The organism is Thermogutta hypogea (assembly GCF_055386265.1).
This window is the reverse complement of sequence record NZ_AP042425.1, coordinates 4,214,152-4,238,355: the sequence shown is the minus strand read 5'-3', so window position 1 is coordinate 4,238,355 and position 24,204 is coordinate 4,214,152. Positions and strand designations below refer to the sequence as shown.

Genomic DNA, 24,204 nt, shown 5'->3' with positions numbered 1-24,204 from the left:
AGGCGTCAGCGGTGGAGACGCTGAATCTTCAAATCCACCCGCATGGCCAGCGTGCGCACCTCCTCCGGTGCCCGACTCAGGCAAAGATCTTCCATGGCCGGGTGCAGGATGCTCAAGCGTCGGTCGGTCGAGCGATCCGAGAGTCGATCCAGGGCGTTGAGCGAGCGATGCAGCAGCTTGCACGTGCGGGCGCCGATCACGGAGTCGGTGGAGCCGGTGGCGGCCAGGTTACGAACGTTCTCGCTGCGGAGGAACTCGTGGAGCGTATCCAGCCCCGAATCGTGGCCCGCATACGCCAACGCGATGGCTGCGTTGTAACGCACCACCTCGGTATCGTCGTGCAGCATTTCCCGCAGCAGGCCGCAGACGCCGTCTCCGCCGATATATCCCAGGGCGGCAGCGGCGGCCGCCCGGACCGGCGGAACGGGATCCTTCGCCGCGCGGCAAAGGGCTGCGACGCCGTCCGGCACCGAGCGAACGCAATTCGCGCCGTGGCGCTCCAAGGCCATCACCACGCCTTCCAAGGCGGCACTCCGGATGGGCGAGTCCATCTGCGGCGAATCCGCGACGCGGCACTCCGCGGCGATGAGGAGAACGGGTACCGTCCGCGGCGTGTCCAACTCCCGCACCAGGCGGCAAAGTTGGGCCCGATAGACCACGGCGAACTCCGGACCGCCCACAATCGGTTGACGCAGTTCCGTCTCCAAGATGCGGATCAGCGACTCCGCCAGCTCGGGATCGGTCTTCAAGTCACGGTAGCGGGGATCGAGAATCGCTCCGTGGACTTGCGTCAAGGCGTCGGCCCGGGCCATGCCGCCCAGCTCGAGGTCGCTCAAGATTTTCGGCATGTCCAAGTGCGGCGTGACGATCTCGCGCACCGTCAGCAACACCGCCGCGGCCGAGACGAGAAAAATGCCCGGGAACACGATTCGGGAGAACAAGAGCCACGAAATCGAAGGGGTAACGAGGTTCGGCTGTTTTCCCCCGCCGGCCTCTTCGTCACCGGTACGATGCGGAGAAGGTCGGAGCGGCTCGCCGGTCTCGGCCGCGGAACCGGAGACGAAATGCGGCCCGGAGACGGATTCCGTGCCCGCCGCTTGCCCCACTGAAGAAGAGACGCCGACGGCCCGATCGTCGCGTACCATGGAAAAGGTCCTCCTATGGTATCTTCGGAGGTCAAACGCCCCGCGCCTTCCCCTTCGCCGAAAATGAATCGGCCCGCGGAACAGACGCCGTGGCATCATTGCTGGAGTATTGTTGATTGTTGCCGCCGCACTGTCAAGTCAAAAAATCCGGATTAAATAGCGAATCCTGGCGCAAGTGTGATTGCGCCCGCCCGCGGCTCGCACCGCGACGGCCCGGCGGGGATGCGCTTGGCGCGTGGTTGCCGCCCGGCTCACCGGCCAAGCGGAACTGACCTCCGGGACGCGATGCGGAATCGGGGAGGCGGTCTGAAAGGGGATCGGCCACCCATCGGAGCACCATCGAGTATGCAATTCCTGGACGCGACTTTGCCTACCGTGGAGGAGAACCTGGCCTTGGATGAGGCCTTGCTGGAGGCGGCCGAGAAAGGTCGCGGCGCGGGAGCGGTGCTCCGCGTTTGGGAATGGTCCCTACCGGCGGTGGTGGTGGGGCGTGCCTCCCGGGTCGCCGAGGAGGTCCGCCTCGATTGCTGCCGGCGTCGCAACGTTCCCGTGATGCGGCGATGCAGCGGCGGGGCGGCCGTCGTGATCGGCCCCGGCTGCTGGATGTACACCTTGGTCCTGCCCCTCTCCGCAGATTTGCCCCGGCAGCCGGATCGCATGCATGCCGCGGTCCTGGATCCCATCGCGGCCGCCCTGGCGGTCCACGTGCCGGGCGTGGTTCGGGCGGGTATCAGCGACTTGGCCCGAGACCCCACCTTCGCTGAGAATTCCGCAACGGCCGCTCCCGGGAGGGAACCGGCCCGAGACTTCGCCCCGCGCAAGTTCTCCGGCAACAGCCTTCGTTGCCGCAGGGACTGGATTCTTTATCACGGCACCGTGCTTTACGACTTCGACATTGCGCTGGTCGGCGAATTGCTGGCGATGCCGCCCCGCCGGCCGGACTATCGCGGGCAGCGCCACCACGCCGACTTCCTTTGCAATCTGCCGCTGGATCGGGCGGCGATTTGCCGGGCGCTGCAATCGGCCTGGAACGCCTGGGAACCTCTCCGTGATCCGCCTCTGGCCGAATTGCAGGCCGTCCTCCCCCGCTATCGCGACCCGGCTTGGCACTTCGAGCGCTAACGTCGCTTCGTTCGCGGCGTTGCGGCAACGCAAGGAATTCGGGCCCTGCGGCGATCTCACTCGACACGTTCTTGCCCATCTTCGTTTTCCGACGGGTCCGGCTCCAGCAGGAAGAGGTGACGGCCGGCACCCCAGACATGCCCCCCGGCATCCAAAACCGGGTTTGCCGGCCCCTCTCTCTCTTGCGAATCCGCCGGCGGGTACGACAGCAGAAAGTCCTGGCCGGTGCCGGGCACGCGCGGAATTCGCGGCAAGTACCGCGGCACCAGTTCCTCCAGCCGATCGGGATATCGACCGTGTTCCAATTTGTACATGCGAAGGGCCAGGCGAAGACAAGTCGCCTGAATATGGAGGTCGCCCCATGCTCGGCTGAAAAAGGCGTCGTCCAGCGATCGCCGAATAGACACGGCGGCGTTCCATCCGACACCCCACCCCCGCAAGACCGGTTTCGATGACTCCAACCGCCTCCGAAACTGCCAGGGGAAGACGCCGCGCTCGTCATATTCCACCGCGGGGGGAAGATATTCGGCGAGGATGCGATCGAGCCGGGCTTGATGGAGCTGCCATTCGCCGGGAACCCAAGACACGGCGATGGGGAGGAACCACAGGTCGCCGGACCACCAGGCGAACCTCGGCCCTTCGCGTCCCATCCCGATCGGCGCGTCGCGCAGGAACGGACCCCGCCAATACGCTCCGAGCAGCAGCGTGCGGACTTCGAGCGGCACGCGCTCCCTCGCGACGACGTCCTGGATATCCTGCAACATCTCGCGGAGGGATTGCGGCGTTTGCCCCTCCGCGCGGCTCCATTCCCACGCGGCGTCGGCCCAGCGGCTCCATTGGGCCAGGTCTCGGCCGGAGACGAAGAAATTTCCAAACGCGGCGGGGTAGGTCCGTTCCGCACGGAATCGCAGGGCCGGCGCGGCGATCAGCAGGCTCCGCGACTCTTGGATCTTTCCCGCCCGGACCGCCGCCGGGGCTAGGTTCTCCAAGGCCGGAATCGTGATCATCTGCATTTCTAATCCGAATGTGCCCGCCTGAGAATCAACCTCGAGCCGCTCCCAAGGCGAGCCGCGCCGCAGCGCGTCCACGAGCGGATCGGCATAGGCCTGCTGGGAAAGCTCCGCCGAGAGCCGGAAGATATCCGCCGCCGACTCGGATTCCAAAAACCGCCGGACCGGATCTTCCCCCGATTCGTAAGACGGCGTTCGGCGCCGAACGGCCAGGTTGGATAGCGGTCCGGAAAATTTGACGCGGTGCGCCAGTTCCCGCGTCGCCGCAAAACCTTGAAGGCTCGCGGGCTGCGGCGGGATCCATTGCTCCAGGCTCCTCCCCGCCGCGGCTTCCATGCTCCGGAGCGACTCCACGTCCGTCCGCGGAAGAAAGATCACGCGGGTCCACGGCAGGATGAGGAACGTTATGACTAAGCCCCACAGGAGGGGCGAGGTAAGCCGATCCCGAAACGTGCCGGCGGCTCGCTCTTCCAGCCAACCGCGGAGGGACCGGCGGGATTGCCAAAAGAGCGCCGCAAGCAGAATCGCCCAGGTAATCGCGAAACTCACACCGGGGATGATCTCGTCCGGTCCCACGGGAAAGAGCACCGCGGGCATCGCGACGGGCAGCGTCAACCCCGCCGCCAGGATCAGGGCGTGGAGGATTTCGGGGGCGAACATGCCGGCCAACTGACCGGCCGCGTACAACACCGCGCCGCCGAGCAGGGAATAGAATAGCATCGCGGCGAGCGTGCCGTCTTGGTTGAGGTTCGTATCCGAAGTGACGGCTGACAGGCAAATCCAAGCCGCCAGCAGGATACTCCAGACCAAGCACCAGCGGATGCCCCAGCGCTGGCGCGCGAGCCAGATGCGGCCGGGCGAGATGGGACGGACCGCCAAGAACCGCCGCGTGCCGTGCCACCGATCCGGACCGAAGACGAAGACGCCCGTCACCGCAATCATGCCCAAGATGACGCAAACCCCCAGGGGTATGACGAATTCCCAAAAGGATCGCGCTGCGTGCGGGGGAAGGGTGACGGAGGCGACCGTCGCAAATCCGGCGACTACCGCGAGGAACACCGCCGACGCTGCCGCCCGCATCACCGGTACCAACGCCCCGGCCTGCCGCGCCTGCAACCACAGCAGTTGTTCATCGGCCGGCCGGTGCAAGTCGGGCTGGAAACCTGGGAGGAAGCCCCGCCGCGCGGCCGCGGCAAGCGATGGGCACACCTTGGCGAAGGCCTCGACCGCGTGCCGCAGCACGGACAATGCTCCCGACCTTGGGGCAACCGGCTCGGGACGCAACCATCCGCGGATCAAGCCCGCATCGACGAACAGGACCAAGGCGACCAGGGCCAGCCGATAGTGGGAAAGCTCGGCCGCCCGTTCCCAAGTGAAACGGTAATTGGGCGTGAGCCACGCCGTGAGGGACGTGTCGGAGAGGTAGGCGACGGCCGCCGCCAGAACCGCCGCCCAAATCACCCGGCGCATCTTCAGCGAGAAGAAGATCCCCCAGGCCAAGAAGGCGGCGCCGAGACCCAACCAATACACCGCGCCCATCAAATCCTCGTAGGGCAAGGGCGACGTGAAAAGCGAGGCACGGCCCCAAAGGATATCCAGGCCGGCGAGGAGGACCAGCGCGATCCCGCCGGCGGCAACGGCCCCCAACGCACCCGCGGCGAAAACGCCGGCAACCAACGGCCCCGGTCGGATCGGCAATCTCCGCAGCAAGGCGTCCGTGCCCAGCTCGCACTCCCCGGCGAACGAAACGGCGCCGAATGCCAGTGCGAACAGTCCCCCCGCCACGACCGCCAAGAAGGCGAATGCCGAGCCGCGAAAACTCGACAGCGATTCCGGTTCCGCTGCCGTCGCGACGAACAGGAAGAGCATCAATACGAGGATCGGTCCGGCAGCCAAGGAAAGAATCAGGGGCCGCGCCTGCCGCAGGTACCGCCACGCATGGGCCAAGGCCTCTTGCCGAAATCCGCCGTCCCGGCCCGTCATCGGTCGGTGTAGGGTCGTGCTCATTTCCGGGCCTCCTTCAACGACGGGGCTTCGCAATCCCTCTCCGGCCCCATGTACGCCGTGAAGATTTCTTCCAAGGAGCAGGCGTGCGATTCCACCTGCTCCAGGTTCAAGGCGGCCGCGAACCGTCGTTCCGGCGCATCCTCCCGCGATCGCACCAGCAGTTCGATTTGCCGCCCATCGCGATCCGCTCGCAACACGCCGTCCTCTGCGGCGAACCTGTCCAGGGCGCTCCCGGCGGCCCGGTCATCGGCGAACGTAAGAATCCAGTGCCGCGTTTCGCGTTTGAGGCGATCCAAGGGCTCGACGAGGATGATCCGGCCTTCCTTGAGAAAGGCCACGATGTCGGCCACGCGTTCCACCTCGTGCACCTGATGACTGGCCAGAAACACGGTTTTGCCGGCTGCCGCGCGATCGACCATGCTCTCCAGGAACTGCCGTCGAAACATCACATCCAGGCCGGAGGTGGGTTCGTCCAGAATCAGCAGCTCGGGATCATGCCCCAGGGCCAGCGACAGAACCACCCCCGCTCGCATCCCCTTGGACAGGTGCCGCAGCTTTTGATCGGGCCGCAGACCGAACTGAGCGGCGGCGCGGAGATATTCGGAGAAGTAGCCCGCCGGATGAAAGGCCGCGCAAAATCGCCCGATTTCCGCGACGGTCATCCAGTCGTACAGGACGGGCAGCTCGGGAACGTAACCGACTTTGCGGCGGACGGCGAGGTATTCGGTACGGCAATCGTGCCCGAGCACCTGCGCCCGACCGCGGTCGGGTTCGAGCAGCCCCATTAGAATGCGGATGAGCGTGGACTTGCCCGCCCCGTTGCGTCCTAACAAGGCCCAGACCACGCCCGGCGGAATCTCCAGCGAGACGCCGTCCAAGGCCGTCACTCGGCCGAACCGCTTCGCAAGCTCCTCGGTACGAATCACGGCGTTCATGATTGGGCCTCCTGACGGGAAAGGGTTTGGATGACGTCCTGCAAGATGCTTTGCAGTTGGCGGGCGGAGACCTTGGCGCGGAGGGCCTCGCCGACGACCTGGGCCAATCGCTCGCGAATCCAGCGGCTGCGTTGATCGCGGCACTTTTCCACGGCCTCGGCGGCGACGGTCAGGCCCAGCCCCCGCTGGGCGTCCAGAATGCCCAGGGTCTGCAACTCGCGATAAGCCCGAGCCACCGTGTTGGGATTGACCGCCAACTGCCGAGCCAGTTCGCGAACGGACGGGACCGTGTCGCCCGGCATCAGCCCACCTGCGGCCACGGCGAACTGAATCTGCCGCGCAATCTGCTCGTAGATGGGCACGGCGTCGTCGGGATGGATCTGAAGGAACATCCGTCCGTCTCCTGTATTAGTAGCCTAATACAGTATACACCTCCCGCCGGGCCGGTCAAGTTCTTTTTTCGCGCGATTTCGGAAGGGGATCCGCCGCGCGGCCCATCCCCCCGATTCGTAAGAAAGCGCGTCGGCCGGAGCCTTCCCCTTTGGGCTGACGCACGAGGCTCGCGTCACCGCCGGCTCCGCGCCGGCTCCGGATGCGCTCGGGCAATGCGGGAGTGCGAGCCGCCGGCGCCAGAGGGCGATGGGAACAAGGTCACGGTCGGGAGGGGCTGATCCGCACCTTGGCCAGATAGATGCTCGTCTTGCCCTCGTGCGACGAATAGTAGCTGACCCACAGCAGGCCCTCGTGCAGTACCAAGCCGGCATAGCTCGTGTCCCCGCCGGAGGGCAAAGTAAGCCATTCCGTGAGCGTGCCCGCTTCGGGATCGATCCGGCACAACGACGTCCGCGCCCGATCGCCGTACAGTCGCACGGCGGCGACCAACCGCCCGTCGGGCAGCACGATCATGTGGGGACCGCCGATTTGGGCGTTGAGTCGCTTCCAGGTCCACTCGGTGTAGGGCGGCCGGGAAACGCCCAGGTAGCCGTCCCTCGGCTCGCCGTCCTGCCGCAACAGGCAGTAGGCCGTATCGTCGGGCAGAAACACCAGCGACGTTTCGTTGGGATAGGTCCCCTCGACCGGGACCTCGGAAACGAGCGTTTGGAACGATTTGCCGTCGGAGCTTGCGTACAGTCGGATGCCCCGGTTGTCTTTCCCGCAACCGTAGCCGAATCCGTAGGCCTTGCCCTTGTGCCACGTGATGCGCCACAGCCAGAAGTCCGGGTCGGCGACCTCGTGCCGTGCGCTCCAGTTTCGCCCGTCCGCGGAGAACCAGACGAGCGATTGAATGCGATGCGTGGTGGGGGCGTGGAGCGTCTCGGCGCCGGCCAGCATCAATTGCCCGTCCGGCGTCACGCTGATCTTGGCGTCGCGAAGGTCCGAGTGGGGCGAGGTGATCAGCGCGGCCGACTCCCAGTGCTCGCCGTCCGATGAGGTGATGACCCGCAACGCCCCATCCGGCGAAACGTGCCCTTGCCCTTCGCGGAATACGCAGAACCACCGATCCTGGAAGCGGATCAGATCGGTGAAGGCATTATGCGGGGCCTGATCCCAGATCTTCTTTACCTCGACCAGTTCGATGCCTTCTTCGCCTCGCGCGAGGCCGGTCGTCGCGACCGCAAGCAGCAATAACGGCAAATACCTCATGGCTTCATCTCCCGCGGGCAAAAGCGTTCGGTTCCCCGGCCGGTGCGTCCGGTTCCCAGGTCAGCCCGATTTTGGAAGGTCATGGGATAGCTTGTCAAGGATTCAGCGAAAAAAGCGAGTCGTTCACGGCGATGCGGCATCGCGAGGAAGCCGGGATCGGCGGGGCGAGGGAGCGAGAGCGTCGGGCATCGGACCGTGGTGCAAAAACCGATGCCTGGAACGCCGGGCATAGGAAGGTCCACGCTCCGTCGCGACGGCCGGGCGGCGTGCTACAATGCAAACATGGGTCGCGGAACCGCCTCGGAAACGGACATTTCGGCGGCATGCGTCCCACCTGCGGCGCGATCCTCCCGCCGAACGGGGATGCTTTTAACTCGTGAACGGAGATGCCGGCCGGTCATGGGCAGCGTGAAACAACCCGATCCCGCCTTGCTCGTCGTGGCCGCTTTCAGCCGGTACGATGCCGCGCTCGACTGGGTGCGCCGGCGCCTGCAAGCGGAGTTCGGTCCCATCGCGCTGGAAAGCCCGATCTATCCTTTCGACCAGACGGAGTACTACGCTGCGTCGATGGGGACGGGCCTCAAGAAGGTCTTTTTCGCGGCGAAACCGATCGATCCGGGCGATCTGCCGGACATCAAGCTCCGTAGCAACGCGTGGGAGGAGGAGTACGCCGCGGCGGCCGGTGCGGCGGAACCGCGGCCGGTCAACATCGACCCCGGCTACGTCACGCCCGGCAAGTTGGTCCTGGCCTCGACGAAGGATTTCGTACACCGCGTGTATTTGTCGAAGGGGATATTCGCCGAGGTCACCTTGTTCTATCGACGGGGGGGTTGGGAGCCGCACACGTGGACGTTTCCCGACTATCGTGAGGCTCGTTACCACCCCTTTTTCGACCGCTGTCGCGAATACCTCCGCGGATTGAAGAAGACCGAGAACGGCTCATGATTCGGCTGATTCTAGGCGGCATGGCGGTGGCGGCGGCGATCAGTTGGGCCGGCGGTCTCGCGCTCCGCCGTTGGGCACCCCGGCTGGGGCTCCTCGATCGGCCTGGATACCGCAAGATCCACGCGCGACCGATGCCGACCTCGGGCGGGCTGGCGATTTGGGCGGGGATCGTCCTGCCGTTCCTGATCGGGACGTTGTTCACGGGAGCCGTCTTGGGCGTAGGTCCGGCCGGGACGATCTTCGGCCAGACTATCCGAGAGGTACTGCCTGCCCTGCTCCCCTCGGACGCGATCACGCACCTGCCGGGGATTTGGCACCAGGCAGGCCGGTTGTGGACGATCCTGGGAATCGGCACCGTCTTGATGTTGCTGGGGTTGGCCGACGACGTTTGGAAGCTCGATTGGCGTTTCCGCTTGGCGGTGGAGTTCGCGGCGGCGGTGCTGACCGTGGCCTGCGGGTTTCGCGTCACGATGTTTCTCGACCTTCCTTGGTTGGCGGCGGCGGTCAGCATCTTTTGGATCGTGGTGATGATCAACGCCTTCAATATGCTGGATAACATGGACGGCTTGTCGGCGGGCATTGCCGCCATCGCCTCCCTCATCTTGGCCGTGGTCATGCTCTCCACCCCGAAGACCGTGGGCGGCGAACCGCAGCTCTTCGTGGCCGGGTTTTTCCTCGTCCTGACGGGGGCGATCGCGGGGTTTCTGTGGCACAACCGCCCGCCCGCCCGATTGTTCATGGGCGATTGCGGCAGCTACTGGATCGGCTATTTGCTGGCCGTCATGTCGATGACCGCCACGTTCGCCGGTTCGAACGAGCCGCGTCACGCAATCTTGGCTCCGCTCTGCGCCCTGGCCGTTCCCCTCTACGATTTCACGACGGTGGTGCTGATTCGCCTGCGAGCCGGGCGGAGTCCCTTCGTGGGCGACAAGAACCACTTTTCCCACCGGCTGGTGGAGTTGGGCATGACGCCGCCTCAGGCCGTGCTGACGATCTATTTGGCGACCGCGGCATGCGGCTTGGGGGCGCTCCTGCTGCATCAGGTGAACGCCTTCGGAGCCGGGGTGATCCTGCTTTTGGTCTTTTGCATGCTCTGCTTGATCGCCATTTTGGAGGCGACCGGCCGAAGGCAATTGCGGCGGGGATGCAACGGCCGGGTAGAGTCGCCCGCAACGGGCTGCAACGACGCCGCGCCGGAAATCGTGCCCGACGTTCCGCGTGCGGAGTCGCCGGGCAAGGAATAACGTTCGCAAGGCTCTTGATCGTCGGATGGCAAGCAACCATGCCGCGACCTCGAACAGAACGACGCTCGCGAGTCTCGCCCGTCGCCGGCGGCGCGCCGGGCGCCGCTGCGCCATCGTCACGGGCGGTTGAGAAAGGCCCGGCGGAGCCGTCGCAACCGTGGTTCTTAGCCGCGGCGACGGCCCTCTTGGCCGCCCGGCCCCTCTTCCCCAGCGAAGGAGCCGACCGCGGTGACGGCCTGCCGGTCGTCATGCTATGGCTGGCCTTGGCCGTGATGTGGTGCCTGTTTCAGGTCGGCCGGACGCGGATCCGCTATCGCTTCGGACTACCCGACGCCGCCGTGGTGATTTTGACGGCCGCTTACGCCGCCTCGGCCTTGGTCGCCGTTTTCCAGGGCACGGCGCGCCCCGCCGTCAACATGCTATGGGAGGCCGTGGGATTCGCCTTGGTGTTCCTGTTCCTGCGGCAGTTCGAGTGGCCGACCCGGCGAGTCCGCGCGGTGCTTTCCGTGATGGTTGCGACGGCGGTCGGTTTGTCGGCCTACGGTCTATATCAATACGGCGTGGAAATGCCCGCCGTCCGCGCGGCCTACCGCAGCGATCCCGCCCGGTACTTGGAATTGGCCGGGCTGGGGGAATACGTGAATCAACCCGAGGCCTTGCGGTTATTCGAAAACCGCTTTTTCAGCGTGGAGCCGCTCGCCACATTCGCCCTGACGAACTCGCTGGCGGGATTTTTGCTGCCCTGGGGGATCGTGCTCGCGGCGGCCGCCGGCTACACCGCGGTCGGGGCTTGGCACGCCGCGAAGCGAGCGCTGCGACGTTTTCGCGCCTCCGGCCGGAACGAAGCGCCGGCGGCAGAACCGCCAGGCGAAGGCGCCGCCATCCTCCGCGCTTTGGTGCTCTTGGCGGCGACTTCCGCATTGGGGCTTTGCCTGATTCTCACCAAGAGTCGGGCGGGATATCTGGCCGCCTTGCTGGGGGTGATCGGCCTGGCGTGGTCCCACCGCGAGGTCTTGGGCCGCCGAATTTACTTGGTCTTCCTTGCCGCCGCGGCCGCCCTCGCGCTGCTGGCCGGGACGGCGTTGGCCTTGGGCGGTCTCGATCCGCTGGTCCTGTACGAGGCGGGCAAGTCCCTGCTTTTTCGCGGGCAATACTGGCAGGCTACGTGGGGTATGATTCGATCGCAACCGTGGCTAGGGTGCGGGCCGGGAAACTTCCGCTTCGTTTACGCCCGATTCAAACTCCCCGACGCCGTGGAGGACATCAGCGACCCACACAATTTCTTACTCGAAGTTTGGGCCTCGGCGGGCATTTTCGCCCTGGCGGCCCTGCTCGTGCTGTTGGCAATCTTCTTTTTCCGGATTCGGCGCTGCGGGAAGGTTTCCCGCACCACGCCGTCCGATGACACCACGCCGTCCGATGAATTGGGTATTCCCAAGCCCGCCGCGCCGCTCGTGGCGGAGTCCGGCGAAGGCCGACGGCTGACGGCGGCCTTGATCGTTGCCTGGCCGCTGGGATTCGCCCTGAGCCTGCTCAGTAGCGCCCCTCAGACGTTTTCCTCACTGATGGTGGGTCTCCCCGCGGCGCTGATCACGTTTTGGGCGTTGGGAACTTGGCGTCGTGCCCCGGCCCGGGCCGACGGGGCGACGCCTGCCGGTGAAGCCGGGCTTTGCGGCTTGGCGGCGGCGGTGCTCTTGATCCATTGGTCGGCCTCCGGCGGCTGGAGCTTCGCCGCGGTCTCGCAATCGTTTTGGCTGTTGGCAGCCGCCGGGCTGTCCTGGTTGGAGGACGCGCCGCGATCGTCCTCCGCTTCGTCTTCCGCGCGAATCGCGCCGGATTTTCACGACGTCCCCGGTTCGGTTGCCTACGGGACGGCCGCCGGCCTAGCCTTATTAACAATCCTCTGCTACTCCACGGCCTACGCGCCGGTTCTCCGCTGCCGGGCGTTGATGGAGCAGGTACCCCGGTCCGACTTCGATCCCCTCCCCGCGTTGACCGCCTTGGACGCGGCAAGCCGGGCCGATCCCTTGGCCGTGGAGCCGCTCTTGCGTCGGCTGGCCGTGCTCAGCGCGGCCTTGGCGGATCGCGGCGAAGCCTCACCCCCGGGCTTGGTGCGTCAAGCCTTCGATCGCGCGAGTCTGCGGCACGATCTGGACCGCACCGCGGCGCGGCTCCGCGAACTGTCGCCGAATTCCGACTCGGCGGCCTTCAGCATCGCGCTGGCCTACTTGCAGGCGGCGGAGGGGAGCGACGATCCCGAGGCCCTTCGCAAGGCCGAGGCGGCGGTTCGCCGAGCGATGGAACTCCAGCCCGGCCAAGTGCTCTATCGCGCCAGACTGGCCGACGTCTTGCAGCGGCAAGGCAAATCCGCCGAGGCGGAGCGCGAGGCCGAGATGGCCTTGCGGCAAGATGACGCCATCGCCAACCCCGAGCGCAAGCTCCCCGCGGAGTGGCGGGGCAAAATGGAAATCCTGTCGGGCCGACCGGCCGCGCCGTGAGGAATCGGGCTTGCCGCCCCCATTCGGGCGGTCGGCGTTCCCTTTTCACGGTCCTTCGTATCACTTCACGGTTCTCTGTACTAAGGAATTCGGAAAGCCCCATCATGAGCGACGTTTGCACCCGCTACTATGCCGCCATGTGTCAGACGGACCTGCCGAACCCCGCGGATCGGGCCGGGATTCACCGCAACGTGGGAAGGATGCTGGAAATGGCCCATTTCGCCGCCAAGGCGTACGAGCCGTTCCACGATGTGCGGTTGATCGTTTTTCCCGAGTTCTCGCTTGCGGCGCCGCTCTACGACAGCGTGGAGGAACTGCACGACAAGCTGGCCGTGCCGGTACCCAACGACTTCACGGATCGGTTCCACAAGACGGCGCGGGAGCTGGGTGTGTTCATCCAAGCGGGGAGTTTTTTGGAACGGGATGACCGTTATCCCGGCCACGTGTTCAATACCTCGTGTTTGATCGGCCCCGACGGCATCCTGCTCAAGTACCGCAAGGTACACCCCTGGATTCCCTGGGAATTGCACACCAGCCCGCACGATCTGCCGCAATACGACGCGCCCCTGTTCCCGACCGTGGAAACGGAGATCGGGCGGCTGGGGGCGGCGATCTGCTACGACTGGCTCTTTCCCGAGGTCCTGCGGCAGTTGGCGTTGGCCGGCGCGGAAGTGCTGGTTCGCGTCTCGGCCTACATGGACCCTTGGGGGACCGCTTCGCCGCTGGATTGGTGGACGATCATCAACCGAGCGCGGGCGATCGAGAACGTGGCCTACGTGGCGGCCTGCAATCAGGGGGCGGCCTTGCGCCGCTACGCTCCCTTCAGTTGGCCGAGCGGAAGCATGATCGTGGACTACGACGGGCGGATTCTGGCTCAGGCCGAACCCGGCGGGGGGGAACGGATCGTGGTCGGACCGATCGACTTGGCGGCATTACGGGCGGAACGCCGACGACGTCGCGGCCACCTGATGCCGGCCCACCTCCGCACGGAGGCCTATCCCGCCTACTCCCAGGCCGTCTATCCGGCCGGAACCTTGCGCTCACCCCCGCGGCAACAAGACGTCGAACAGGCGATCCAACAGGGCCGACAGCGGTGGAACGACCTGTGCCGCGGAGCCGACCCGCCGGCGTAGGCCGGCCGAGAAATCGCGATGAAACGCGACGGCGAGAACCCGGTGATCGAAGGTCCACGGGAGCCCCCGGCGCACGCCGGTGATGACGCACTGCGACAACGTCGCCGAAGCGACACAGCGTTTTGCGCGGCACTTCCGCCTCGGGCTGACGGCCCCGGCTCGGGCTACGTCGTACCCGGCGTCGCCAGTGGGCAGCACCCCTTCCATTAACCCAGGGGACGCCTCGGATCATTTGTCCCAAGTCCAAAATACGCCATAATACAATAGCGGCATGGCAGGCGAGAGCCGGCGTCTCCTGCGTCGTCGCGTGCCGTCGCCCAAGTACCGATCCGCGGCTTGCGGGCGAGGCGGTTGCGTTCCATGCCTGCCGGGAAATCACTCGGTCATGCCGGTCTTTATAGTAGGGATTTCAAGCAATATCCGATTGGAAAGCACGCATGCGGCTCGATTTCTCATCCAACGATGACGCCCCCTCCCCGCCGCCGAAAGGAGGCGACGAACAACGAAAAGGGAAGGAGCCTCCGCGGCCGATCCGCGGCCCCGCCGTCCTGTGGTATCTCTTAGTCGGCCTGCTGATCAGCCTGCTCCTCGCGGGAATGCTCCGCATTCCGCCGGCCGAGGACATCCCTTACAGCGAATTCGTTCGGCTGGTCGAGCAAGGGCCGTTCGAGACGAATCCCCAGGCCCATATCATCGTCTCCAAAAAGTCCGGCAACGAAACGCTCCAGGTCCGCTACTCGAATCCGCGGGACTTGGTCGTGGAGCCGTACCAGGTCACCGGCACGATCAGTTATGAAGTAATCGAGCCGGCCGACAAGAAGACCAAGCCCGAGGATCGCAAGTTTCGCACCTCGCGTTTGGGCATGGGCACGGACGACAACGCCTTGATCCAGCTCCTGTTGAGCAAGGGCTTCCGCGATGTTCGCGGGGGCGAACCGCCGACGTTTTGGGAGCAGTACGGCCCGCACTTCGTCTTGCTGCTGGTGTTCGTGCTGGTAATGCTGTTCTTGCTGCGGCGGATGGGCGGGCCCGGTTCGGCCATGGCCTTCGGGCGAAGCCGCCATAAGATGTACGCGCAGGAAGACATCGGCGTCACCTTCGACGATGTGGCGGGGGTGGACGAGGCGGTCGAGGAGCTCCGCGAGGTGGTGGAGTTCCTGAAGAACCCGCAGAAATTCCGAGCCTTAGGCGGCCGCATCCCCAAGGGAATGTTGTTGGTAGGCCCGCCCGGCACCGGCAAGACGCTGTTGGCCAAGGCGATCGCGGGCGAAGCCGGCGTGCCCTTTTTCAGCCTTTCCGGGTCGGATTTCGTCGAGATGTTCGTAGGCGTGGGCGCCGCCCGAGTCCGCGACATGTTCCAGCAGGCGCAGGCCCGCGCGCCCTGCATCGTGTTCATCGACGAGCTGGACGCCCTGGGCAAGACGCGGGGGACCAGCATCGTGGGCAGCCACGACGAACGGGAACAAACACTCAACGCCTTGTTGGTGGAGATGGACGGCTTCAGCCCCAACAGCGGCGTGATCGTTTTGGCGGCCACGAACCGGCCCGAGACCCTCGACCCCGCCCTGCTGCGGCCCGGCCGATTCGATCGCCACGTCCTGGTCGATCGCCCCGATTTGCGCGGCCGCGAGGCGATTTTGAAGGTGCATTCCAAGAACGTCAAACTGGCTCCCGACGTGGATATCTCGGATATCGCGGCCATCACGCCGGGTTTCGTCGGGGCCGATTTGGCCAATCTGGTCAACGAGGCGGCGCTCCTGGCCGCCCGCAAGAATCGCGACTCGGTGACCATGGAAGAGTTCACGGAGGCGGTGGAGCGGGTGACCGCGGGGCTGGAAAAACGCCGCCGGCTGATGAACGAGGAGGAAAAGCGGCGGGTGGCCTATCACGAGAGCGGGCACGCCTTGGTGGCCTACTCGCTGCCCAACACCGATCCCGTTCATAAAGTCTCCATCATTCCCCGCGGCATCGCCGCCCTGGGCTACGTCCTCCAGCGGCCGGAGGGAGATCGCTACATCCTCACCCAGAGCGAGCTGGAGAGCCGCATCCAAGTGGCGCTGGCCGGCTCCGTGGCCGAGGAATTGATCTTCCAGGACCTTTCGACGGGCGCCCAGAACGATCTCCAACGCGCGACCGATTTGGCGCGGAGCATGGTCGTGGATTACGGCATGAGCCGGCTGGGGCGGATCGCCCTCCGCGAAGATGCCCCCGCCGGTTACCTGGGCGGCCTGGACTGGAATCGGGCCAATCGCTGGTATAGCGAGGCGACGGCCAAGGAGGTGGACGCCGAAATCCGGCGAATTCTGTCCGATTTGCTGGAAAAAGTCCGCGACATCATGCAGACTCGGCGGCAGGCTTTGGTCGCCTTGGCCGAACGCCTGATGGAAAAAGAGGTCATCGACGCGCAAGAGCTGAGGGAGGTCATCGAGGCCAACGTGCCGGGTCCGGTGGTGGTGCCGGGCACGCTGGATGCCGTGGGGCGCAAGTCGCCCGGCCCTGCCGCCGATCGCTTCAGCCGCCCGCCCGACGAAACGGCTAAACCCGCCGATGACGCCGCCGCCGGCGAATGAGTCGGGGGCTGCTCACCTTTGTGGCAATCCGCACATCGAACCCGCCGCCTTGCGCCGACGCCTCACTTTGAGGCGCCTCACTTCGACGCGTACACCGGCGGGTTACGCCGGCCGCTCGTAGAGCATCGCGCAAGCCGCCGGCGGCGAGGACGTGGTTGACGGTGCCGCGCCCTCGCCTTTAGAATTCGAAAAATGTTCTGATTTGTCAGATGATATTGCTCTACGCGAGCGTGCCGCACGAGCGGAATCTGCCGGTGGGCCGGTCCTAGCAAGATTTGGTAACGGGTGGTGCCGGGACATCCGACGGGGTTATTGAGGTCCGTGCGCGCCTGAATGGGCTTCCAAAAGCCAATCCGTTCTAAGAACGGTCGCTTAACGGAACGGAAGGGGCACGGGCAGGGCGGACGGCAGAACCGAAACGGCGTCCCGTATCGAGATGCGGCTTCCGGAAACCTGAGTGATACCGAACTCGGTAGGAAATCGAGAACATCATGGCCTTCGACATCTCGATCGTGCCCATCACCCTGTTCATCCTCGTGCTGGCGGCGGTGGGAATAACGCTGATCGTGGTGGGTACCTTGGCGGGGCCGCGCCGGCCGAACCCCGTCAAGGCCATGCCCTACGAAAGCGGCGTGGACCCGTTCCACGACGCCCGGCGGCGATTGAACATCCGCTATCACCTCTTGGCGGTGGCGTTCCTGGTGTTCGACGTGGAGCTTCTGTTCCTGTACCCGTGGGCCGTCTCCCTCCGCCAAACACCGAACGCAGCGGCCCGGTCGGCGGTTGACGAGCCGTCGGCGAGCGGCGCTTCGCCCACCGCGGCGTCGCGATCGGGCGCCATGGATTCGGCCGCGTCCTACGCCTCACAAATCAAGGCGGCGGCTTCCGCGCCAAGCGCGGCAACCGCTGCGGACGCACTGTCCGGCACGGGGCGATCGCTGATTTTTTGGGGGGGCGTGCTGTTTCTGGCGATTTTGACGCTGGGCTTCGTATACGATTGGAGAAAAGGCGTATTTCGCCATTGAGTCGGGGGGACGACCTCATCCCGGATTCCGCTCGCGGAGATGCCGGGGAGCTTTCCCCCGAAGATGGAAAAGCAGCCAGGACAGCGATGGGACAACCGCAATGACCCCGGTCGATCTCCCCGATAACGTCGTCATCACCAAGCTCGACGCCTTGGTCAATTGGTGCCGCAAGTACAGCCTTTGGCCCATGCCCTTCGCCACGGCTTGCTGCGGCATCGAACTGATGGCGACCGGCGCCAGCCGGCACGACCTGGCCCGGTTCGGAGCGGAGGTCTTCCGCTTCAGTCCGCGGCAGTGCGACCTGATGATCGTGGCGGGCCGCGTGGTCATGAAGATGATGCCGGTGCTCCAGCGGATTTGGCTGCAAATGCACGAGCCGAAATGGTGTATTTCCATGGGTGCCTGCGCCTCCACCGGCGGCGTCTTCGACACCTATGCCGTGGTGCAGGGGATCGACCGCTTCATTCCCGTGGACATGTACGTGCCGGGATGCCCGCCGCGGCCCGAACAGTTGATCCAGTCCATCATCGACCTGCAAGAAAAGATCCAAAAGGCCGGCACGGCCTGGGGCAAGGAGCTGCACGACCCGCGGCGGAGCCGACCTCCGCGGCTGCTCTTGGCGGACCCCAACCGCCCCGTCCTGCCGGTGTCGGCCGGTCTGTTGCCGCTGGGAGAGCCGGCGGAGGCCGCACGGCCGACCTTTCCCGCCCCGCCCGCAGCGGAAGAGCCGCGGCGATTGGGCGTTGATACCACCGAAACGTAAGCCCGACGAAGTCCCCCATGACCGAAGAAGCCACGTTGCAACGCATCCGAGAGCGATTTCCCGACGCCGAGATCAGCGAATTCCGCGGTCAGCACCGGGTCCGCATCCCTGCGTCCGCGGTGCACGATCTCCTGGAGTTTTTGAAGGACGAGATCGGCCTCACGCTGCTGGTGGATATTACGTGCGTGGACTATCTCTATTACTCGGGCGCCAAGGATCGCTTCGGCTTGGTCTATTTATTGGCGAATCCCGAGACCAACGAGCGGATTACGGTGCGAACCTTCGTCAACGATCCCGACCCCGTCGTTCCGACCGCGACCGACCTTTGGGCGGGCGCCGACTGGCTGGAGCGCGAGGTCTGGGATATGTTCGGCATCCGGTTCGCCGGGCACCCCGACCTGCGGAGGATCCTGCTCCCGGAGACCTTCGAAGCCCATCCTTTGCGCAAGGACTATCCGCTGCAAGGGCTGGGAGAACGCCACAATCTGCCGATCGTGACCCGCGACATGGGTTAAGGCCTCACACCGCGCACGGGGACCTGATCCGATGACGAGGGTCCTGCTCCGCGGACATCGGGAGCACGGAGGAACGCTCCGCCGCGCCGCCTGCACGAGGCGACGGCGAGCATCGATAACGAAAGACGGTAGTTGAATTCTCAAGCGACGGTAGGCCATGCCGCTCTATCAAAGTACGACCGCCGGTAATCTGGCGCATGATGAGCCGCGGGAATATCTGTGGACCATGAACTTCGGTCCTCAGCACCCGGCCACGCACACCACGCTCCGCTTGATCCTCAAGCTGGACGGCGAGCGGGTGGTGGATGCCATGCCGGATATCGGCTATTTGCATTCCGGCTTCGAAAAACTGGGCGAGTATCTCGACTATAACCAATACGTCACCGTCACCGACCGGATGAATTACATTTCGCCCATGGCCAACAACGTGGCCTGGCACATGGCGGTGGAGAAGTTGATGGGGATCGAGGTGCCGCCGCGGTGCCGCTATCTCCGCGTGATCATTGCCGAACTCGCCAGGATCGCCGATCATTTGGTCTGCAACGGCGCCGTGGGATTGGACACCGGAGCGTTCACGTATTTTTTGTACGCCTTCAATCCCCGCGAATTGATCTACGACATTTTCGAGGCCCTGTGCGGGGCGCGATTCACCAACAGCTATACTCGCGTGGGCGGGCTGATGTACGATGCCACGCCCAAGGCCCTGGAGTTGATCCGCGAGTTTCTGCGGCGGATGCCCCGGGCCTTGGACGACATGGAGCGGCTGCTCAACCGCAACCGCATTTTCATCGACCGGACCAAGGGGGTGGGGGTTTTGACCAAGGAGGAGGCGATCAACCGCGGCGTCACGGGACCGATCGCCCGGGCCAGCGGCGTAACCCGAGACCTCCGCAAGGACGAGCCGTATCTGGCGTATCCGGACTTCGACTTTCGGGTCTGCTGCATGACGGCGGGCGACTGCTACGCGCGGTATTTGGTCCGCATGGCGGAGATGCGCGAAAGCCTGAAAATTATCGAGCAGGCGGTGGAGAACCTGCCGTCCGGGCCGGTCAATGTGGCTCCCGCCGGCCGCGCCGCCTTGCCCGACAAGTGGCAGGTGCACTCCACGATCGAGGGCCTGATTACGCATTTCGAATTGATCATGACGAATCGGGGTTTCGAGGTCCCCTGCGAAGAGGTGTATTGCGCCACGGAATCGCCGAACGGCGAGCTGGGTTTTTATATCGTGGGCGACGGTTCGCACTTCGCGTATCGAGCGCGGTGCCGTCCGCCCTCCTTCCTCCACTTGGCGTTGTTCCCGCACCTGATTCGCGGGCATAATTTGAGCGACGTGGTGGCGGTTTTGGGAAGCCTGAACATCATCGCCGCGGAATTGGATCGGTGAAGCGGGCCGCGCGGTCGAGTCCCCGCGACCGGATTCCGCGAAAGGTCGGCGGCGGGCGACGATGAGCGCCGGGCGCCGGCGAGCGCTGCGAGAGGATGCGAGAGGATATGAGTATCGGTACGTCCATGGAAGAGAGCAACTGCGAACAACCCATCACGTCCGAGATGGAAGAGGCCGTGCGGCGGCTCTTTCCGCGGTATCCCACGCGGCGGGCCGTGGTCTTGCCCGCTCTGCACATCATCCAGGAGCGATTGGGATGCGTGCCGCCCGCTGCCGTTCGTCAATTGTCGCGCATCTTGGAGGTGCCCGCCCCCGAAATCCAGGACACGCTCTCCTTCTACGGTTTCTTCAAGCAGGACGGCCGGCTGGGACGGTTTCGCATCTGGGCGTGCCGATCCCTCAGTTGTGCCATCTGCGGCGGGGAGGACTTGCTGGGATACTTGGAAGAGAGGTTGGGCGTCCATCCCGGCCAAACCACGCCCGACGGCTTGTTCACGCTGGAACACGCGGAGTGCCTCGGGGCGTGCGATTTCGCCCCGGCCGTCTTGGTCAACGAGGAACTGTACGGAAACATGAATCGCGAAAAACTGGATCGCCTGATCGACTCCTTAAAAGACCGCGAGATTCGGTAGCAAGAGATGCCGTTCCACAGCAAACGGATCAATCTCAGCGAGACCGACTCGCGGCCGGAAAAGGCGATTCTCCACGACTCATGCGATTAGGGTAACTGCAAAGTAACTACAAAACGGCAGCGTAACTGCACAGTAACGACAAAACGGCTTCGATACGGACCATAGTCTGTTGGGGGTGAGTGCAACGCTCGATACCCTCTACGGAATGACCGGCGCGATAGACGAACCGATCCTGACATATAACAGCGACCAATTCTTAACAGCGACCAATTTTTTTGCCGATGACGTCGGCGATTCCGAAGAGGGCGAACATTTTCAAGGCGCGGCTTTCACGGTTTACAAGGAGGGCGGGATCGGGTCGAAACCGGCATGGTTCGGCCGGGAAACGGCGGTTCTTTTCGCACTAGAGAGCACGGCGTCGCCCGTGACGTAGCGAGAAACGAGTTTGGCGCCCGGTCGAGAATGAGAGCGAACCGGCCGGGAAGTACGACGAAAGGGAGCGGTTCCGTGGACGATTATGAGCCGGTATTGCTGGCCGGCGTGGGCGTGGAAAATAGTCACACTCGGGCTGTGTACGAGGCCCGGGGCGGCTATGCGACGCTCCGCCGCGTGCTCCGCGAATGCACCCCGGCGCAGGTGGTGGAGGCGGTTCGGGCATCCGGTCTTCGAGGGCGGGGAGGAGCAGGGTTTCCCACCGGCTTGAAGTGGTCCTTCCTGCCCGCTAACCACCCGGGTCCCGTTTACATGTGCGTCAACGCCGACGAGAGCGAGCCGGGCACCTTCTGCAATCGCGTGCTCATGGAGCATGATCCCCACCAGGTGCTGGAAGGGACGATTCTCAGTTGCTACGCCACCCGCGCTTCCACCGCGTACATCTACCTCCGCTACGAATACCCGCTCTCGTTGCGCCGTTTGCAGCAGGCCGTGGATGAGTGCTACGAGGCCGGGTATCTGGGGAAGAATATCCTCGGCTCGGACTTCTGCCTGGACATTTACATCCATCGCGGAGCGGCGGCCTACATTTGCGGCGAGGAGACGGGCCTGATCGAGAGCCTGGAGGGGAAGCGGGCATGGCCGCGAATCAAGCCCCCGTTTCCCGCCGTCGAGGGCCTGTTTCGCAAGCCCACCGTCGTCAACAACGTGGAGACGCTGGCCTGCGTACGGCACATTCTGGAGCGCGGGCCGGAGTGGTTCCGCTCGCTGGGCACGCCCCCCGACCCGAACCAGTCCCAGGATCCCGGAAGTTTCGGCCCCAAACTATACTGCGTCAGCGGGCACGTGCAGCGGCCCGGTTGCTATGAAGGCCCCTTGGGCGTCCCGTGCCGCGTCATCATCGACGATTGGGCGGGCGGCGTCCGGAACGGACGCAAGGTCAAGGCCGTCGTACCCGGCGGCCTCAGCACCGGACTGCTCACCGCCGACGAGCTGGACGTCCCCATGGATTTCACCGGCCCGGTCAAGGCCGGTTGCTTGGGACTGGGCACGGCCGGACTGATCGTGATGGACGACACCTGCTCCCTCATCGACTTCTTGTATAACAGTTGCCGGTTCTTCGCCCATGAGAGCTGCGGGCAGTGCACGCCCTGCCGCGAGGGTACGTCGTGGTCGCTCCGCATCATGGAGCGGATCAAGGCCGGCGGAGGACGACTCAAGGACCTGGACCTGTTGTTGGAAATCGCGGACGGCATGGGGATCATCCCGGGCACGACGATCTGCGGACTGGCGGACGGCGCGGCTTGGCCCATCAAGAACGCCATCCGCAAGTTTCGCCCGGAATTCGAGGAATACATCCGCCGCACCAATCCCCGCGGTTACCTGGCGACGCATCCCGTGCCGGCCGGGTACGGTCCCGTGATGCCGCGGCTGGAGAATACGCAATCGCAAAGCGGGGCGAGCGACGGCCGCAACTTGCCCGCGGAGGCGGCCGGCTCCGCGCCTTGGCGGAAAACGCTGCCCCTCGCCTAGCGCCCGACGGTACGGATCGAGATCGGCAAAGACATGCCCAAAGCCTACATCGACGGTAATGAGATCGAATTGAATCCCGGCGAACGCCTGAACGGCATTCAAGCCGCCGCTCGGGCCGGCATCGAGATTCCCCACTACTGCTGGCACCCGGGCCTGTCCGTCGTGGGCAGTTGCCGGATGTGCCTGGTGGAGACCGGCACGAGGGACGCCGAGTCCGGCCGGGTCATCATGCTGCCCAAGCTCATGCCGGCCTGCAATACCCCCGTCAAGGACGGCACGGTCTTGGTGACGAACAGCGAGAAGGTCGCCCGGGCGAGGGCCATGGTCGAGGAAGACCTCCTGTTGCGGCATCCCATCGACTGCTCCATCTGCGACAAGGCCGGCGAGTGCTATTTGCAAGATTATCACTTCCAGTACGGACAGGGGGAACGACGGGCCGAGATTCGCCCGTTCACCAGCCGCAAACGCGATCTGGGGGATGTGACGCTGTTCGTCGATCGTTGCGTGATGTGCAGCCGCTGCGTGCGGTTCACGCGCGAGATTTCCGGCACCAGCGAGCTGCTGGTGATCCATCGCGGGGCGAGAGAAGAGATCGACGTTCTACCCGAACAGCCGCTGAATAACCCGCTTTCCGGCAACGTCGTCGATTTGTGCCCCGTCGGCGCCCTGGCGGACAAGGACTTTCTGTACAAGCAGCGGGTTTGGTACCTCCGCCGCAGCGCGGGAGTCTGCACCCTTTGCGCCACCGGTTGCTCCATTTGGGTGGAACAGAATCAAGACCGCGTGTACCGCATCAAGCCGCGGGAAAACCCGGCGGTGAACCAATGGTGGATTTGCAACGCGGGACGCTACGCTTATCCTCGGGTTCACGACCCCAAGCGGCTGCGCGGGGTCGTGCGGCGGAAAGGCGACTCCCAAGTGCCGCTCGACTGGAACGTCTTTCTGCGGGATATTCCCGAGCAGTTGCGGGCGGCGAGAAAACTCGCCCTGGTTCTGTCGCCGTTCCTGACCGTGGAGGAGGCCTACTTGGCCTGTCAGTGGATTCGCGGGCTGGACGCCGCGGCGGAGATTGTGGTCGGACCGATCCCCCGTGAAGGCGACGACCAACGTTTTGCGGGAGGCTTCGTGATCTCGGCCGAAAAATGCCCCAATCGTTTGGGCGTGGAGGAGATCGCCTCCCACTTCCGGCCGAACGGGCCGAGTTATGCGCAGTGGCTGGAAGCGGCGGGCAAGGGGGAATTCGACGGGATTTGGGTCGCGGGGGGATACGTCCGGCCGTGGATCGACGAGCCCGCCGCCGCCTGCATGCGGCGCGCCCGACTGCTGGTCGTGCAGGACCTATTCCCCTCTCCGTTGAGCGACGCGGCGGACTACGTACTGGCGGCCGCGGCCTTCGCCGAGACGGAGGGTTCCTACGTCAACGCCCGACACCGGTTGCAGACCGCGCGCCGGGCGGTGCGGCCGCCGTTGGGCAATCGCCCCTGCGGGCCGTTGTTCTGGGAATTGTTGGGACGAACCGGGCTCTACGATCCGCGACGTGTGCTCAGCGACATCGCGGCCGAGATTACCTATTTCAGCGCCGCCTCGGGCGAGATTCCCGACGTCGGGATCGACCTGCGCGTCGATCGATTGGCCGAGGTCGCGCCGCGGCAGGGCACCGCTTGAAG

At 65.0% G+C, this 24,204-nt stretch carries 18 protein-coding genes; 13 read left to right on the top strand and 5 right to left on the bottom strand.

Features of this window, described 5'->3' with window-relative positions; genetic code table 11:
- Positions 1-5: 5 nt before the first annotated feature.
- The gene (locus tag ACZ5B4_RS15265; RefSeq protein WP_464912096.1) at positions 6-1,145 is read right to left on the bottom strand and encodes a HEAT repeat domain-containing protein; all 1,140 of its coding nucleotides are present in this window, start codon (positions 1,143-1,145) and stop codon (positions 6-8) included.
- Positions 1,146-1,490: 345 nt separating this feature from the next.
- Here ACZ5B4_RS15265 and ACZ5B4_RS15260 point away from each other — a divergent pair, with 345 nt between their 5' ends.
- On the top strand, positions 1,491-2,267 hold the full coding sequence (locus ACZ5B4_RS15260; RefSeq protein WP_464912095.1) for a lipoate--protein ligase family protein: 777 nt from the start codon (positions 1,491-1,493) through the stop codon (positions 2,265-2,267).
- A gap of 56 nt (positions 2,268-2,323) precedes the next feature.
- Here ACZ5B4_RS15260 and ACZ5B4_RS15255 read toward each other — a convergent pair whose 3' ends face one another.
- From ACZ5B4_RS15255 to ACZ5B4_RS15240, 4 genes are all read right to left on the bottom strand, one after another.
- Positions 2,324-5,284, bottom strand: a complete 2,961-nt coding sequence (locus tag ACZ5B4_RS15255) for a hypothetical protein (RefSeq protein WP_464912094.1) — start codon at positions 5,282-5,284, stop codon at positions 2,324-2,326.
- Positions 5,281-6,219 (bottom strand): ABC transporter ATP-binding protein, encoded by a 939-nt coding sequence (locus ACZ5B4_RS15250; RefSeq protein ID WP_464912093.1) that lies wholly within the window; start codon positions 6,217-6,219, stop codon positions 5,281-5,283. Before ACZ5B4_RS15250 ends, ACZ5B4_RS15255 begins: the two co-directional genes overlap by 4 nt.
- Positions 6,216-6,611: a GntR family transcriptional regulator gene (locus tag ACZ5B4_RS15245; protein WP_464912092.1), complete on the bottom strand. Its 396-nt coding sequence runs from the start codon at positions 6,609-6,611 to the stop codon at positions 6,216-6,218. The genes ACZ5B4_RS15250 and ACZ5B4_RS15245 overlap by 4 nt, the downstream gene beginning before the upstream one ends.
- A 259-nt stretch (positions 6,612-6,870) precedes the next feature.
- The gene (locus ACZ5B4_RS15240; RefSeq protein ID WP_464912091.1) at positions 6,871-7,863 is read right to left on the bottom strand and encodes a sialidase family protein; all 993 of its coding nucleotides are present in this window, start codon (positions 7,861-7,863) and stop codon (positions 6,871-6,873) included.
- A gap of 399 nt (positions 7,864-8,262) precedes the next feature.
- On the opposite strand from ACZ5B4_RS15240, the gene ACZ5B4_RS15235 reads away from it, so the two are divergent.
- The 12 genes from ACZ5B4_RS15235 (at position 8,263) to ACZ5B4_RS15180 (ending at position 24,202) form a co-directional block, all read left to right on the top strand.
- Positions 8,263-8,808, top strand: a complete 546-nt coding sequence (locus tag ACZ5B4_RS15235) for a DUF4416 family protein (protein WP_464912090.1) — start codon at positions 8,263-8,265, stop codon at positions 8,806-8,808.
- Positions 8,805-10,052 (top strand): glycosyltransferase family 4 protein, encoded by a 1,248-nt coding sequence (locus tag ACZ5B4_RS15230; protein WP_464912089.1) that lies wholly within the window; start codon positions 8,805-8,807, stop codon positions 10,050-10,052. Before ACZ5B4_RS15235 ends, ACZ5B4_RS15230 begins: the two co-directional genes overlap by 4 nt.
- Before the next feature lie 38 nt (positions 10,053-10,090).
- Positions 10,091-12,550 carry an O-antigen ligase family protein gene (locus ACZ5B4_RS15225; RefSeq protein ID WP_464912088.1) on the top strand — a complete coding sequence of 820 codons (2,460 nt, stop codon included), beginning with the start codon at positions 10,091-10,093 and terminating at the stop codon, positions 12,548-12,550.
- A gap of 104 nt (positions 12,551-12,654) precedes the next feature.
- Complete coding sequence (locus ACZ5B4_RS15220) at positions 12,655-13,683, top strand: nitrilase-related carbon-nitrogen hydrolase (RefSeq protein WP_464912087.1); 1,029 nt, start codon at positions 12,655-12,657, stop codon at positions 13,681-13,683.
- Positions 13,684-14,120: 437 nt separating this feature from the next.
- The gene (gene ftsH, locus ACZ5B4_RS15215) at positions 14,121-16,253 is read left to right on the top strand and encodes an ATP-dependent zinc metalloprotease FtsH (RefSeq protein ID WP_464912086.1); all 2,133 of its coding nucleotides are present in this window, start codon (positions 14,121-14,123) and stop codon (positions 16,251-16,253) included.
- 491 nt (positions 16,254-16,744) lie between these two features.
- Complete coding sequence (locus ACZ5B4_RS15210) at positions 16,745-17,278, top strand: NADH-quinone oxidoreductase subunit A (protein ID WP_464912085.1); 534 nt, start codon at positions 16,745-16,747, stop codon at positions 17,276-17,278.
- Positions 17,279-17,378: 100 nt separating this feature from the next.
- Positions 17,379-18,041, top strand: coding sequence for an NADH-quinone oxidoreductase subunit B (locus tag ACZ5B4_RS15205; protein WP_464912084.1), 663 nt, complete (start codon positions 17,379-17,381; stop codon positions 18,039-18,041).
- A gap of 17 nt (positions 18,042-18,058) precedes the next feature.
- Positions 18,059-18,556 (top strand): NADH-quinone oxidoreductase subunit C, encoded by a 498-nt coding sequence (locus ACZ5B4_RS15200; RefSeq protein ID WP_464912083.1) that lies wholly within the window; start codon positions 18,059-18,061, stop codon positions 18,554-18,556.
- A gap of 157 nt (positions 18,557-18,713) precedes the next feature.
- Positions 18,714-19,940: an NADH dehydrogenase (quinone) subunit D gene (gene nuoD, locus ACZ5B4_RS15195; protein ID WP_464912082.1), complete on the top strand. Its 1,227-nt coding sequence runs from the start codon at positions 18,714-18,716 to the stop codon at positions 19,938-19,940.
- 107 nt (positions 19,941-20,047) lie between these two features.
- Complete coding sequence (locus ACZ5B4_RS15190; RefSeq protein WP_464912081.1) at positions 20,048-20,572, top strand: NADH-quinone oxidoreductase subunit NuoE family protein; 525 nt, start codon at positions 20,048-20,050, stop codon at positions 20,570-20,572.
- Between the two features lie 507 nt (positions 20,573-21,079).
- A complete protein-coding gene (gene nuoF, locus ACZ5B4_RS15185) occupies positions 21,080-22,537 on the top strand; it encodes an NADH-quinone oxidoreductase subunit NuoF (protein ID WP_464912080.1) in 1,458 nt (485 codons plus the stop codon).
- 33 nt (positions 22,538-22,570) lie between these two features.
- Positions 22,571-24,202 carry an NADH-quinone oxidoreductase subunit G gene (locus ACZ5B4_RS15180; protein ID WP_464912079.1) on the top strand — a complete coding sequence of 544 codons (1,632 nt, stop codon included), beginning with the start codon at positions 22,571-22,573 and terminating at the stop codon, positions 24,200-24,202.
- The last annotated feature ends 2 nt before the right edge of the window (positions 24,203-24,204 follow it).